The organism is Streptomyces sp. NRRL S-31, from assembly GCF_000718775.1.
Classification (GTDB): Bacteria; Actinomycetota; Actinomycetes; order Streptomycetales; family Streptomycetaceae; genus Streptomyces.
Map to the genome: position 1 here is coordinate 64,505 of NZ_JOCB01000006.1, position 14,643 is coordinate 79,147.

7 protein-coding genes are annotated in these 14,643 nt (G+C 74.1%); 3 read left to right on the plus strand and 4 right to left on the minus strand.

What is annotated here, in order from left to right; translation table 11 throughout:
* Positions 1-13: 13 nt before the first annotated feature.
* Positions 14-1,834, minus strand: a complete 1,821-nt coding sequence (locus IF37_RS0104250) for an amino acid adenylation domain-containing protein (RefSeq protein WP_030736317.1) — start codon at positions 1,832-1,834, stop codon at positions 14-16.
* Positions 1,831-7,923 carry a type I polyketide synthase gene (locus tag IF37_RS0104255; protein ID WP_052844966.1) on the minus strand — a complete coding sequence of 2,031 codons (6,093 nt, stop codon included), beginning with the start codon at positions 7,921-7,923 and terminating at the stop codon, positions 1,831-1,833. Before IF37_RS0104255 ends, IF37_RS0104250 begins: the two co-directional genes overlap by 4 nt.
* Before the next feature lie 1,116 nt (positions 7,924-9,039).
* Between IF37_RS0104255 and IF37_RS0104260 the strand changes: the two genes are divergently transcribed.
* The 3 genes from IF37_RS0104260 to IF37_RS0104275 all read left to right on the plus strand — a co-directional run bounded on the left by IF37_RS0104260 (position 9,040) and on the right by IF37_RS0104275 (position 11,818).
* Positions 9,040-9,417 (plus strand): hypothetical protein, encoded by a 378-nt coding sequence (locus IF37_RS0104260; RefSeq protein ID WP_030736321.1) that lies wholly within the window; start codon positions 9,040-9,042, stop codon positions 9,415-9,417.
* A complete protein-coding gene (locus tag IF37_RS0104270) occupies positions 9,414-10,760 on the plus strand; it encodes an MFS transporter (protein WP_030736448.1) in 1,347 nt (448 codons plus the stop codon). Before IF37_RS0104260 ends, IF37_RS0104270 begins: the two co-directional genes overlap by 4 nt.
* Before the next feature lie 275 nt (positions 10,761-11,035).
* Positions 11,036-11,818, plus strand: a complete 783-nt coding sequence (locus IF37_RS0104275) for a GntR family transcriptional regulator (protein ID WP_030736323.1) — start codon at positions 11,036-11,038, stop codon at positions 11,816-11,818.
* Between the two features lie 32 nt (positions 11,819-11,850).
* Here IF37_RS0104275 and IF37_RS0104280 read toward each other — a convergent pair whose 3' ends face one another.
* Positions 11,851-12,615 (minus strand): hypothetical protein, encoded by a 765-nt coding sequence (locus tag IF37_RS0104280; RefSeq protein ID WP_030736325.1) that lies wholly within the window; start codon positions 12,613-12,615, stop codon positions 11,851-11,853.
* A gap of 166 nt (positions 12,616-12,781) precedes the next feature.
* Complete coding sequence (locus tag IF37_RS0104285; protein ID WP_030736327.1) at positions 12,782-14,455, minus strand: PucR family transcriptional regulator ligand-binding domain-containing protein; 1,674 nt, start codon at positions 14,453-14,455, stop codon at positions 12,782-12,784.
* Positions 14,456-14,643 lie beyond the last annotated feature (188 nt).

The following is a 14,643-nucleotide window of genomic DNA, read 5'->3' on the forward strand; positions in this document are numbered from 1 at the left end:
GGTGGGGGGTGACTCAGCTGCCGGTGGAGGTGGGACGGCCGCGCAGCACGGCACGGCGGGCGGTGGCACGGCGGCGGGCCGACTCGACGACCTCGGAGGTGCCGCCGTCCTCGGTGTCGAGCCAGTGGCCGAGGGAGGAGATGTCACGGAAGCGGAACAGGTCGGGCACGCCGACCCGGCGGCCGAAGCGCCGGGTCATCATCCGGGCCAGCCGGACGAGCAGCAGCGAGTCGCCGCCGAGGTCGTAGAAGGTGGCCCGGACCCCGATGCCCGACGGGTCCCGGTTGAGCAGCTGGCCCCAGATCTCCGCCAGCGCCACCTCGGTCGGGGTGCCGGCGGTCTCCGCGGCGCGTTCCGGCTCGGCGGCCGGCGGCTCGGGCAGCGCCGCCCGGTCGAGCTTGCCGCCGGGCCCCAGCGGAAGCGCGTCCAGGAACACGATCGTCCGGGGCACCATGTAGTCGGGCACCTCGGCGCCGAGCCGGTCGGTGATGGCGGTCTGGAGGGCCGGGTCCAGCCGGACGCCGTCCCGGGCCCCGCCCTCGGGCACGACATAGGCGACGAGCCGGTCGTCCCGAACGGTGGCGGCGGCCTCCCGGACCTCGGGGGTGCCGGTGAGCCGGGCCTCGACCTCCTCCAGCTCGACGCGGTAGCCGCGCAGCTTGACCTGGTGGTCCGAGCGGCCGACGAACTCCAGCTCGCCGCCGTCGGTGAACTTCACGACGTCACCGGTGCGGTACATGCGCTCGCCGTCCAGGAACGGGTCCGGGACGAACCGTTCCGCGGTGGTACGCGGTCGGTTGACGTAGCCCGGGGCCAGGCCCGCACCGCCGAGGTACAGCTCACCGGGCACACCGGCCGGCAGCGGCTTCAGGTTCTCGTCCAGGACGTAGACCCGGGCGTCGGCCGACGGCGGGCCGATCGTGGGCTCCCCGGTCCCGTCCCGCGGCACCGGTCCGAACGTGCAGAAGACGGTCCCCTCGGTGGGGCCGTAGGCGTTGAAGACCCGGTCCGCGTGGGTCTCCTGGTACACCCGGTCCACCAGCTTGCGCCGCAGCGGCTCGCCGCCGAACACGACCGTGCGCAGGTTCGGGGGCAGCCCGCCGGCGTCGAGCAGGGTGTTCATCACCGACGGGATGGCGTGCAGGTGGGTGATCTTGTCGATGTGCGGGCTCTCCGGCAGGTGGACCGCGCTCTCCACGAGCACGACGGCACCGCCCCGGCACAGCGTGGGGAAGATCTCCATCACCGACATGTCGAAGCAGATCGAGCTGGCCGCGGAGACGCCGCTGCGGTCGCTGTCGCCGAGGGCCCGGTCCATCGCGGACAGCATGGCCACGCAGCCGCCGTGCGGGACGGCCACGCCCTTGGGGCGGCCGGTGGAGCCCGAGGTGTAGATCACGTACGCGGTGTCGGCGGGCACGGCCGGCACGGGCCGCTCACCGGGCTCGGTGGTCACGGCCTCGTCCAGCACGACCACGGTCGGACCGGCCGGGCAGTTGGCCCGGGAGGCGGGCGTGGTCAGCAGCAGCCGGGTCCCGCTGTCCCGGACCATGAACTCCAGCCGGTCGGCCGGATACCCCGGGTCCAGTGGCACGTAGCAGGCGCCGGTGCGCAGGACGGCGAGGATGCCGACGAGCAGGTTCGGCGTGCGCTCGACGCAGACGCCGACCGGGACACCGGGACCGGCGCCCTCGGCGGCGAGCCGCCCGGCCAGCGCGCGGGAGCGCTCGTCCAGGTCGCGGTAGGTCAGGACACCGGCGTCGGCGTAGACCGCGGTGGCGTCCGGGGTCCGGCCGGCTTGCGCGGCGAACTCGGCGTGCAGGGTCTGGGTCACTGGTCCGTCCCCTCGGGGCGGCCGCCCGGCGTGAGGTCGTCGAGGGCCAGGTCGGGGTGGGAGATCGAGTCGAAGAGCACGGTGCGGTAGAGCGCGAGCAGTGCCGTCACGGTCTGCTTCTCCAGGTAGCTCGGTTTGTACTGGACGTGGCCGACCACCTCGCCGGAGACCTCGGCCATCGAGATCTCCAGGTCGAACTTGGCGAGGTGCCTGCGTACGGGGAGCGGTTCGAGGGGCAGGGCGCCGTCGGGCGCGATGGTGTCGCCGATGCCGTGGAAGAGCTTGACGGAGCGCGGGAAGGCGTCCGCGGACAGCCAGTTCAGCACGGCGTCGAACCACGGGGAGCGGCCCTCGGCCCGCGGCGGCTTCAGGGTGGACGCCAGCAGGTCGAGGGGGTAGTTCATGTGCTCGAGCAGGCCGAGCGAGAAGGCGTGGACCTCGCGCAGCAGCTCCCGGAAGCTGCGGTCACCGGCCGGTTTCGCCCGCACCAGCACCGTGTTGAGGTAGTAGCCGATCGCGGACTCCCAGCCGGGCTCGCCGCGCTGGGCGATGGCGGTGGCCAGGACGGAGTCCTCGGTGCCGGTCGCGCGGTTGAGCGTGGCGAAGAAACCGGACAGCGCGACGGTGCTGATCGACACGCCCTCGCGCACCGCGAACTCGCGGAGCGCGCGCGTCTCCTCGGCGCTCCAGCGGAACGTGAGGTCGCGGCCCTCGTAGGTGACGCCGGGCGGGCGCTCGGCCGTGGACAGGTCGAGGTGGGCGGGCGGGTCGGCCAGCCGCTCCGACCACCAGTCCAGCGCCGCCTCGGCCGCCGGACCGGCCAGCCACTGCCGCTCCCACTCGACGAACTCCGTGTACGGGGGAGCCGGCTCGCCGTCGGCGGGTCCGGCGCCCTGGTAGAACTCCTGGAGTTCGCGGATCATCACGTCGGCCGACGCCGCGTCCGACGCGATGTGGTGCACGAGCACCAGCAGGTAGTGGTCCGCCGGCCCGCGCGTCATCAGCACCACGCGCACCAGCGGCCCGTTGTCCAGGTCCATCGGCAGGTGCCCGTACGCGGCGAGTTCCTCGCGGGCCTGTTCGTCGTCCAGGTCCGTGCTGTCCACGACGAGGAACTCGTACGCCGGTTCGTCGAGGATGACCTGGTAGGGGCTGCCGCCCGCCTCCGCGAAGATCGTGCGCAGGGCGGGGTGCCGCTCCACCACGGCCCGTACGGCGCCCTCCAGCGCCTTCTCGTCGACCGCGCTCCGGACCCGGGCGGCCACCATGAAGTTGTAGGGCACGGCGTCGGGCGCGATCTGCTGCATGAACCACAGCGAGGCCTGGCCGTGCGACGCCGGTGCCAGTTCCAGGCCCAGACCGTCGGCGCGCAGCTGCTCCAGCGCCGGTGCGTCGGTGGGGTCCAGCAGCCCGCGCAGGGCCAGTTCGTCGACCAGTTCCTCGGCGTCGACCTCGGACAGGTCGTCGAGGAACGTCCGGCCCGGGGCGGCCGGGGGCGCCGGGGGCGCCGGGACGGGCGCGGCCCCCGCGGACGGAGCGGAGTCCGGTGTCCGGGCCGGCGCGGCCACCGAGGGCGGCGCGGCCGGTGCCGTCGCGGTGCCGCCCGGCCGGCCGGTGATCTCGTCGAGGTGGCCGACGAGTTCGGCTATGGAGCGGCCGTCGAGGAACACCACCGGCGACACCCGCTGCCCGAACAGCGACTGCACCCTGTTCACCAGGCGGATCGCCAGCATCGAGTCGAGGCCGAAGTCGCGCAGGCTCGCGCCCTCGTCGAACCTGTCCTGCGGTACGCCCAGCACGTCGGCGATCTCGCCGAGGAGGATGTCCTTCACCGGCCTGGTCGCCGCCGCCGTGACCACGGACTCGGCCACCGGCTCGGCCACGGGACCGGCCACGGGACCGGCCACGGCCACCGTCCCGGCCGCGGCCGCCACCGTCAGGGACGGCCCGGCGTCGACGCGGGGCACACTGTCCAGCCAGTAACGCTCCTTCTGCCACTGCACGAGCGGGGTCTCGACGACCTCGACGTCGTCGGCGAACAGCGAGTCGAACGTCAGCGGGACGCCCCGGACGTACAACGAGGCGGCGGCCGCCAGCAGGCAGCGAGCGTCGCTCTCGTCGCGCCGCAGGGAGTTGACCGCGTGCACCCGGGCGCCCCGGGTCAGCGCGATCTCCTCGACCGCGCCGCGCAGCGTCTCGTGCGGGCCGATCTCGATGAAGGTGCCGACGCCGTCGTCGACGAGCGCCCCGATCGTGTCGGCGAACCGGACCTGGTCGCGCAGGTTGTGCACCCAGTAGTCGACGTCGGCGACCGGGTTGACCGTGTCGGCCAGGGCCGTCGAGTGGAAGTCGATGGTGCCGGTCAGCGGGGTGATGCCGGCGACGCGTTCGCGCAGCGGCTGGACCAGTGGGTCCATGCCGGGGCTGTGCACCGGCCGCTCGACCCGGATGTTCCTGGTGGAGATCCCGGCCCGCCCGAGGTCGGCCTCCAGGGCGCGGACGGCCTCGGGCGAGCCGGAGACCGCCGCGCTGGTGGGACTGTTGACCACGGCGACGGCCGCCTGCCCGGCGTACGGGGCGAGCCACGGCAGCAGCTCCCGCTCCGGCAGGTCGACCGAGATCATGGCGCCGGGCGCCGCCCTCCGCTGAAGCAGATGCGACCGGGCGACCACCACACGGGCGGCGTCCTCCAACGACAGCAGCCCGGCGACGCACGCGGCGGCCACCTCGCCCAGGCTGTGCCCGACGACGGCGGCCGGGCGGACACCGAGTCCCAGCCAGACCTTCGCCAGCGAGACCTGGAGGGCGAACAGGACGGGCTGCTGGAAGTCCATCTCCTCGAACCGGGCCAGGTCGGCCGGGGCGTCGAGCTGTGTCAGCACCGAGGGGCCGCCGGCCGCGCGCACGGCGCTGTCGCAGGCGTGCATCCACGTCCGGAAGCCGGCGTGCGTCCGCATGAGTTCCCGGCCCATGCCGACCCACTGCGTGCCGCCGCCGGAGAACACCAGCGCCACCCGCCGGCCGGCGTTGCCGACGACCGTGCCCGTGACGACATCGGGATGCGGCCGGCCGGCGGCCACCCGGGCGAGCCCGTCCAGCACCTCCTGACGGTCGCGGGCGAGCAGCGCGATCCGGTGGTTGAGGTGGCTGCGGCGGGTCGCGAGCGTGTAGGCGAGGTCGCACACCCGCAGACCCGCGTCCCGCTCGACGTGGTTGGACAGCTCACGGCAGGTGTCGGCCAGCGCGGCCGCCGAGTGCGCCGACACGGGGACGAGGTACGGCCGCGTGCCGGCCGCGACGCCGGTCCGGCGCGGCGCGACGTGCCGCCCCCGGTCGCCCGCGAGGAACGGGGCCGCCGTGACGGGGTGCCCGGCGGCGTACAGCGCGCCGAGCGAGCCCAGCAGGGTCCAGGCCTCGTCGGTGCCGCGCCGGAGCGAGGGCAGGGTGGTGGCCGGCAGCATCTCCGCCACCGACTTGAGCAGCACCGGGTGCGGACTGAGTTCGATCACCGCGTCGATGTCGTGGTCGCGCAGGGTCGTCAGGGCGTCGACCACGCGGATCTCCCGGCGCAGGTTGTCCGCCCAGTAGTCCGGCCCCAGCTCCGCGCCGTCGACGAGTTCGCCGGTGACCGTCGAGATCATCGGGATGCGCGTACCGCGGGGCCGCAAGGATTCGAGTTCCGCCCGCAGCGGGGCGAGGACGTGGTCGACCAGCGGCGAGTGCGGCGCATGGCCCATCCGCACCCGGTGGGTCGTGACGCCCTCTTCGGCCAGCCGCTCGATCAGCCCGTCGATCTCCTGCGGTGTGCCGGTGACCAGCGTGGAGTTCGGCCCGTTGTAGCCGGACACCGTCAGCCGGCCGGTCAGGTGCGGCTCGACGGCGTCCGGGCCGGCCGTGACCACGATGCCCTCGCCGCGGCCCACGGCCAGTTGCTGGAGCAGCCGTCCGTGGGACGCGGCCAGCCGGGAGGCGTCGTCGAAGTCGAGCGCGCCGGCGATGTGGGAGGCGGCGAACTCACCGACGCTCTGCCCCACGACGACGTCCGGTTCCACGCCCAGGGAACGCCACGCCTCGGCCAGCGCGACCTGGAGGGAGAACAGCAGCGGCTGGAAGACGTCCATGTCGTCCAGGCGGCCGTCGGGCGCCATCAGCTGGTCGACGAGGGAGAAGCCGAGCAGCTCCCGCATCCGCTGGTCGGTGCGCATCATGGACCGCCGGAACACCGGCATTCCGGCGAGCAGTTGCCTGCCCATGCCCACCCACTGCGAACCGTTGCCCGAGAACAGGAACGCCACCCGCGGCCTGCGCGCGGTCCGCTCTCCGGTGCTCAGCCCGGCGACCGGGGTGCCGGCGGCGAAGGCGTCCAGCTGGGTCCTCAGCTCGGTCATGTCGCGGGCGGCGGCCGCGAGCCGGAACCGGCCCTCGCCGGCCGGCCGCCCGCAGACCTCCCGCAGGTCGCTCTCGTCGCGCAGCGCTCGGGCCCGCTCGGCCAGCGCCTCGGGGGAGTCCTCGGCCAGCAGGAGCAACGAGCCCTCGGGGCGCGGCAGTTCCTCGACCACGACGTGGCAGATCGCGCCGCCGAAGCCGAACGAGCTGACGCCGCCGCGGCGCGCGTCGGACCGTCGCGGCCACGGGGTCAGCCGGTCCTGCACGGTGAGGTTGTACTCGTCGAACATGATCTGCGGATTCGGGGTGACGTAGTGCAGGCTCGGCGGCAGTACGCCGTTGCGCACCGACAGGGCGAGCTTGACCAGGCCGACGATGCCGGCCGCCGCCTCCAGGTGCCCGACGTTGGACTTGACGGAACCGAGCCGCAGGGGCTCCCCGCGGTCACCGCCCAGCACCGCCCCGATGGCGTTGACCTCGATCGGGTCGCCGAGGGGGGTCGCGGAGCCGTGGCACTCGACGTAGTCCACGAGGGACGGCGCGATGCCGGCCCGCCGGTACGCGGTGCGCAGCATCAGCTCCTGCGCTTGGGGGTTCGGCGCGGTCATGCCGTTGCTCAGACCGTCGTTGTTGGACGAGCTGCCCTTGATCACGCAGTACACCGGCAGTTCGCGTTCGAGCGCCACGCTCAGCGGGGCGAGGACGACGACCCCGGCGCCCTCGCCGCGCACATAACCGTTGGCGCGGGCGTCGAAGGCCTTGCAGCGGCCGTCCGGGGCGAGGGCGCCCATCGCGTCCATGGCGGTGTAGTAGTCGGAGACGAAGCTCAGGTTCACACCGCCGGCCAGTACCAGCTCGCTCTCGCCCGTCCAGATCGACTGGCAGCCCAGGTGCACCGTGACCAGCGATCCGGCGCAGGCGGCGTCGACGGCCATGCTCGGGCCTTGCAGGCCGAGGACGTAGGAGACGCGGTTGGCGATGATGCCGTCGTGCATGCCGGTCGCGGTGTGCGGGGTGATCTGGCTGTCGGGACCGCGGTAGTGCGCCAACGCGGCGTAGTCGCCCCAGCAGGAGGCCATGAACACGCCGGTGTCGCTGCCGACGAGGCTGAGGGGCGCGACACCCGCGTCCTCCAGCGCCTCCCAGGCCAGCTCCAGCACCAGGCGCTGCTGCGGGTCCATCTGGACGGCCTCGCGCGGGGAGATGCCGAAGAACAGCGGGTCGAAGCGGTCGATGCCGTCGATGAACCCGCCCCAGCGCACCTTGTCGCCCAGCAGTTCCCGGCGCGCGGCCGGCACCGGTCCCACGGCGTCGCGGCCCTCGGCCAGCAGCCGCCAGAACGCGGACGGGTCCGGTCCGCCCGGGAACCGGCAGCCGATGCCCACGATCGCGACGGGTTCGCGCGAGACCCCCCGGCGCTCTTCGCGCGGCGCCGTCTCCGCGGTCCGCGGACCCTCGACGAGCGCACGGCTCAACTCGTCGACGGTCGGGTACTGCCACATCCAGGTGACCGGAACCTTCCAGCCCAGGAATGCGGACAACGAGGCGGCGAGGGTCGCCGCCTTCACCGAGTCCAGACCGTACCGGTGCATCGGTGCCCAGCGATCCACCGCGTCTTCGGATACGTCCAGCAGCTCGACGACGCGAGAAAGCAGAAACTCTGTTACGGCGTGCGCATCTCGCGCTGCGCGCTCTTGGGGCATTTCAGCTCCTCAGGGCGGATGGGATGGCCAAGCGACGGCAGTGGGACGGCGTTTTTGCGGCGCACGAGTCGCCGTGCCGTCGAGCACGCAAGGCCGTGCGACGGCTGGAGAAATGGTGGTCGGTTCCCGGGCGGGCGAACCCGGGAACGGCTCATGGCGCAAGGAGGGCGGGACGCCCTTTCCCAGGGCGCCGGGTGTTTCCCCGGGAGTGTGGCCGCCCGGGAGGATCTGCCGACCGGTATTCCGGACGGGGCCGTAGCGATGGAGGCGGAATGCGGAGGGCTCAGGCACCCGGCCGGTCATGCCGGGGCGGTTCCGCGGGTTTCCGCAGGGGGTCGTGGTCAGACAGGGGCGGCATCCCGCCGACGTCGTACCCGTCGGGCCGTCAGGGAATCGGCGGGCGGGAATTCAACTTGAGCACGAAAAAGGTCGGGACTTCCCGCGAGAAAACCCGGTCAGGGTGAAAATGCCGAAAAAGAGGTCCGTGCACCGCGACCTACCCCCGTCAAGTCATTCCGACCGCATCAGATGGCGAATCTGTTTCGGGATCACTACCCGGCAGTCCGACCGCCGGGGATACGTCGTCCGTCTCCTGGTCACGTTGATCCGAGACTGTGTTGACTTTGGGAACGCGCACGCAAAAATCTGCACCCGCACAGCACATGCCGGTGAGCGTCCGGGTCGCCGCGCCCGAAGTGGAGATCATATGAGGCGCTTGCCCGACCGGCCGATGTCAGACTGCCACTCTGTGAATGGTGAGACAAGTGTGATGCGTGGCCCTGTGGGTGTAGTGGCGGGAATTGACTCCCCGGTGTCCGGTTCGACGATCTTGCGCGCCTGACCCGCCGACGGCTCCATCAGGTGCGGAGCGGCCCTCGCACGCCTGGTCGCCCGGACGGCGGTGGCGGGCCGAGGTGGCTGAGGCCGGTGCGGGCCGACGCACGACCCCCGTGTCAGGTGGGTCGGTTATCGGCCGGACGCGGGGGCCCGTGCGGAACGATCCACGGGAAGGGCGGGGCCCGGCACTCGCGGCACGCCTCGTGGCGCACGGAAACTGACGGCACGTCAACAAGGGCGGGCTGGACAGCAGATGAGCGGCATTGCAAGCTGCTCGGCATGAAAATCACGAACCACGTGCCGGTGACGGCCGACGCCCGAGCCCAGGTGGTGGGCACCGGTCGGCCGGGGCTCGCCACCGCACGGCAGGCGCTCGCGGCCGGCGCCGAGATCTCCTTATCCGGACCTTCCCCCCACCGTCCCGCGGCCGTACGCGACGACCGGCCCGGCCCCGCGCGCCGCGTGAACCCGCCCGCGGTGGGCGCGAGCGCGGCGGTCGTGGGCGCGGCGGCGCCCCGGTCAGTGCTCGGGCGGCCCTTGCCCGGGGCGGCCACCGGCCGCTCCCGTGACGGCGGCGCGGTCACCCGGCCGTCCGTCTCCGGCAGCACCAGCCGCACCGACGGCATCGGCGGCGAGTTCCCCGGCGGGTCCGTATGACCGGGACCACCGTGCTGCCACGGCACCGGCCGGGCCTGGCGCTGGGCGCGCTGGCCGGAGCGCTCGCGCTGGACGTGAGCGGTCTCGGGGTGCTGAACGCCGCCCTGCCCTCCATCGGCACACGTTTCGACCTGGACGACACCACGCTCCAGTGGGTCATGACCGCCTACGCCGTCACCTTCGCCGGCTTCCTGCTGGTCGGCGGCCGACTGGCCGATGTGCTCGGCCGACGGCTGGTGTTCGCGTCCGGCGTCGCCCTGTTCACGGCGTCCGCCGCGGCCGGAGCCCTGGCACCGGGCATCGCCGTGCTGCTCGCCGCGCGGGCGGCCCAGGGCATCGGCGCGGCCCTGTCGGGCCCGGCCGCCCTGGCCCTGCTGACCGAGGTGTTCCCGGCCGGCCCCGCGCGCAACCGGGCGCTCAGCGTGTACGCCGCGGTCGGCGCCGCGAGCTTCAGCGGCGGGGTGCTGCTGGGCGGCGTACTGACCCAGTTCTTCGGCTGGCGGTCGGTGCTGTGGTTCTCGGTGCTGCTCGGACTGGCCGTGCTGGCCGTGACCCGCGCCGCGCTGCCCGGTGGTGCCGGGCGCGGCGGCCGGCTGGACCTGCCCGGCGCGGTGACGGGCACGCTCGGCCTCACCCTGCTGATCGTCGGCGTGAGCACCGGCGGCACGACGGCCTGGATCGCGCTCTGCGCCGCGGCGGCCCTCCTGCTGCTCTTCGTGGTGCGCGAACACCGCACGCCCGACCCGGTGCTCCCCCTCGGCCTCTTCCGGATCGCCTCGGTACGGGCCGCGAGCCTGGCGGCGTTCCTCCAGTACATGGGCTCGGTCGGGATGCTGTTCTTCGCGCCGCTGTACCTCCAGGGCATGCTGGACTACTCCCCGGTCGAGTCCGGTCTCGCGCTGGTGCCGATGTCGTTGGGCGTGTTCCTCACCGCCAACTTCGCCACCGGGCGGCTGCTGACCAGATACACCCCGCGCGCCCTGATGGCCGTCGGGCTGGTCCTGATCGGCGGCGGAACGGCCCTGTGGGTGGGCACACCGCAGCACGGCAGTTATCTGGCGCACGTGCTTCCCGGCCTGGTGATCAGCGGCATCGGACAGGGCCTGAACTTCCCCTCGATGACGTCCGCCGGACTGACCGGCGTCGAGCCGGAGCGGCACGCGGTGGCCGGAGCGGTGAACGTGGTGGCCCAGCAGATCGGCGCCAGCGCCGGCGTGGCGGCCATGGTCCTGGTCGCGGCGACCGGTGACGACCGGCTCACCGGCTACCACCTCGCCTACCTCGTGGCCGGTATCGCCTGCGCGCTGGGAGCGGCGGCCATCGCCCTGGGGCGGCGCACCTGACACGCGCCGTCGTCCGGCCGCGAGGACGGTGCCGCCGAGGGGACGGCCCGGCTGTCCCCCGGCGCGGCACACGGCTCGAGTGACCGGACCCGGCCGCCCGCCCGGTGTCCTCCCGTCCCGCCGCGCGGGCTTCCGGCCGCGCGGCGGCGGCCCCGGCCATCCCGCCCGTCCGCGCTGGAGTTTGAACTGCCGCCCGGTGCGCCTAAGGTGCTTGACGGACAAGCGACAACCCGTCGTCAATGATCCCAAGTGCCGACAAGCCGCCAGGAGGACCCATGAAACAGGGCGTGCAGGGCTCCCCGGGCAAGCCGGTCGCGGCCCGGGTGCCGGCGCAGGCGCGCCCGGCGGCCGACGGCGGCCCGGGCCGGGAGCGCGACGCAGCGGTGCCGTGCGCGGTGCGGGGCGAGCACACCCACGACGAGCGGCCCGGTGCCGGGCCACGGGCCGCCGTGCAGCGCTCCTCGGTGCGCGGGCAGATCCTGGACGCGCTGCGCACGGCCCTGGCCACCGGTGAGCTGAAGCCGGGGGAGGTCCACTCGGCGCCGGTGCTCGGGGAACGCTTCGGCGTCTCGGCCACGCCCGTGCGGGAGGCCATGCAGCAGTTGGCGCTCGAGGGCGCCGTCGAGGTGGTGCCCAACCGCGGGTTCCGGGTGGTCGAGCGGGGGGCCCGGGAGCTGGCCGAGCTGGCGGAGGTGCGGGCGCTCCTGGAGGTGCCGGTGATGCTGCGGCTCGCGCGCACCGTGCCGGCCGAGCGGTGGACCGAGCTGCGGCCCCTCGCGGAGGAGACGGTACGGGCGGCGGCCATGGGCTGCCCGGCCGGGTACGCCGAGTCCGACCGCGCCTTCCACCGGGAGCTGCTCGCCCTGTCGGGCAACGAGCAGTTGGTCCGGATCGCCGATGACCTCCACCGCCGGGCGCAGTGGCCGCCGGTGCGGCACGGCCGGGCCGACCTGGTCGCGGACGCGGCCGAGCACATGGCGCTGCTGGACGCCCTGGCCGTGGGGGACCTGGACGTGGTGCGGGGACTGATGGGCGAGCACTTCGCGGGCACGGGCTGAACGGCGCCGGCGGGGCGGTGTGCCGCCGCCCGCTACGCCGTGGCCGCTCCCGGAGCCGGTGGGGCGAGGTGGCGGGCCAGCCAGGTGGGTACGCCGCCCAGCAGGCGGAACAGGCGCCGTGCCTCCTCCCGCAGGCGGGACGCCTCCGGTTCCTCCTCCGTATCGGCCAGGGCCGCAAGCGCGGGCGCCGTGCCCACCAGGTAGCCCAGCTCCTCCCGGATCCGCAGGGACTCGGCGAAACCGTGCCGCGCGTCGGCCACCTCGCCCTCCCGCAGGGCCAGCCCGGCGAGGTGGCGCCAGGTGAAGGAGAGCAGCAGGGGATCGGCGTGCGCGGTGGCGCCCGCGTGGGCGCGGCGGTACGCGGCCCGGGCCGCCTGCGGCGACCGGGTCAGGTTCTCGGCGATCAGGCCCCGGCGGAAGTCCAGCAGGGCCCGCGCGGGAGCCCCCGGAGGGATCAGCGCCGCAGCCCGGCCCAGCGCGGCCCGCGCCTCGTCGGCGCGGTCCCGGACGCCGTGCAGCGTGGCCGTGTAGGCGAGTTGGCCCCGCTCGCACGCGGCGGCCCCGCGCTCCTCGTCGCCGTGCGCCAGCGCCTCGGCCGTGCGCAGCGCGTCCTCCGCCTCCGCCCAGCCCCGCTCGGTGTACAGGCACCGCTCCACCAGCAGGGCGGCCCGCTGCAACGCCGGGGCGGCGCGGTCGGCCGGCAGCAGGGCCGCCGCGTCGGCCCAGCAGGCGCGGCTGCGCAACCGCCATACCGCGGTCTGGAGAGGATCGTCACCGGTCGTTCCATTACCAGACATGGCGGTATGCGCCACGTTGCCCTCCCCATGCGCGCCATCGAGCTGTTGAGTGGTGGCGGCATTCCAGCACCAATCGGAGGGCGCGGCCAAGAGGGTGGGTGAAAGTTTTCACAAAGTAGGGGGGCGCGGGCGTGGCGGGCCGGGCCCCCGCACGCCCCCGCCGGCCTCAGCTCATGCGCAGGGCCAGGAAGAAGTCGAGCTTGTCCTCCAGGCGCGACAGGTCCCGTCCCGTCAACTGCTCGATCCGGCCGACCCGGTAGCGCAGCGTGTTGACGTGCAGGTGGAGACGGGTGGCGCAGCGGGTCCAGGAGCCGTCGCTGTCGAGGAACGCCTCCAGGGTCGGGATCAGCTCGGCCCGGTGCCGGCGGTCGTACTCCGTCAGGGGGTCGAGGAGGCGGGCGGTGAACGCGCGCCGTACGTCGTCCGGGACGAACGGCAGCAGCAGGACGTGGCTGGCCAGCTCCTGGTGACCGGCCGCGCAGACCCGGCCGGAGCGGGCGGCGGCGACCCGGCGGGCGTGCCGGGCCTCCTCCAGGGCGCCGCGCAGTCCCTCGGCCGAGTGCACGGCGGCGCTGACGCCGAGGGTGAGCCGGCCGTCGTCGTCCAGGCCCGCCGACAGCGGCTCCCGCACCGACTGGAGCAGGGAGTCGGCGAGCAGGCCGGTCTCCGAGCCGTCGTGCTCGGCGGAGACCGCGGGCAGCGGGACGAGGGCGACCGCCTCGTCCCCGGTGTGCGCGACGGCTATCCGGTCGGACGGTTCGGGGCCGGTCGCCAGCGGGTCGACCAGCACCTCCTCCAGCAGGGACTGGGCGACCGGACCGCCCTCGACCTCCGCGTCCGCCCACTCCACGCGGGCCACCACGACCTGCCAGTGCGGGGCCGCGCCGAGCCCGGGCAGCAGCACCGGCGCCGCCACCCGGAGGCGGGCGGCGATCTCGGCGGGAGCGGCGCCCGTCTGCACCAGCTCCAGCACCTCCTGGGCGAGCCGGCGCCGGACCGTGCGGGCCGCGTCCCGGCGGTCCCGCTCGACGGCGATCAGCTGGGTGACGCCCTGGAGGAGGTCCAGCCGCTCCCCGGGCCAGTCGCCGGCGTCCGCCTCCACGGCCAGCAGCCAGTCCGACAGGACGGTCGCGCGCACGTCCCGGGAGGCCGCCGGGGAGCGGCCGGAGGAGCGGATCGGGAACAGCGAGTACGTGGTGCCGTCCAGCGGCACCCGGTGCGGGCCGCGGCGGCCGGTGCGGGTGGCCGCCAGGTGCTCGGCGGCGAGCCGGGCGCAGGTGTCGGCGGGCAGCGCGGGGCCCCCCACCTTGGAGCCGGCGATCAGCCGGCCGGTGGGGGAGAGCACCCAGGCACGCAGGTCCAGGTCGGTGCCGAGCAGGTCCAGGACCACGTCGGGGCCGCCGCCCGCCGGGCCCGAGGTCATCATCCGGCGGTGCCGGTCCACCACGGCGGCCAGGTCTCCGGCGCGTTCGCCGGAGACCTGCCGGACGACGTGCTCGGTGATGGTCGCGAACGCCACCGACTCGTGCACCGCGAACAGCGGCAGCCGGTGCTTGACGCAGGCCAGCACCAGGTCGTCCGGGACCGCGCCCAGCTCGGCCTCGCCGGCCGCGAGGGCCGCGACCCCGGCCTGTACCAGGATGCGCACGAAGGGCTCGGAGTCGGCGGCGTCGCGGCGCCAGGCGAGGCCGGTCAGCACCAGCTCGCCGCCGGACAGGTAGCGGCTCGGGTCGCGCAGGTCGGTGGTCATGACCCCGCGGACCGAGCGGTCCAGCTCGTCCTCGCCGCCGAGCAGCCGCAGGCCCAGCGCATCGGTGTCCAGCAGTGCGCGCAGCCGCATCTCGTCGCCGCCGTTCTTTGTCTCGAAACCTACGATGGATCTTGGTGGGTGGGGTGGGGGCCGCTCGGAACCGGACGCCCGGGGACGCGTCCCGCGGTCTCCGTGCCGTTTCCCGCGTTACCCGGGGGATTCGGAGAGGTTACCGATGACCTCCGTTCATACGAATCTACAAGATGCCCGCCCTGGCC

Excerpts from the sequence above, each read along its gene's own strand:
- IF37_RS0104270 (WP_030736448.1), top strand. The coding sequence starts at position 9,414 with ATGACCGGGACCACCGTGCTGCCACGGCACCGGCCGGGCCTGGCGCTG.
- IF37_RS0104285 (WP_030736327.1), bottom strand. The coding sequence starts at position 14,455 with ATGCGGCTGCGCGCACTGCTGGACACCGATGCGCTGGGCCTGCGGCTG.
- IF37_RS0104260 (WP_030736321.1), top strand. The coding sequence starts at position 9,040 with ATGAAAATCACGAACCACGTGCCGGTGACGGCCGACGCCCGAGCCCAG.
- IF37_RS0104275 (WP_030736323.1), top strand. The coding sequence starts at position 11,036 with ATGAAACAGGGCGTGCAGGGCTCCCCGGGCAAGCCGGTCGCGGCCCGG.
- IF37_RS0104255 (WP_052844966.1), bottom strand. The coding sequence starts at position 7,923 with ATGCCCCAAGAGCGCGCAGCGCGAGATGCGCACGCCGTAACAGAGTTT.
- IF37_RS0104280 (WP_030736325.1), bottom strand. The coding sequence starts at position 12,615 with ATGTCTGGTAATGGAACGACCGGTGACGATCCTCTCCAGACCGCGGTA.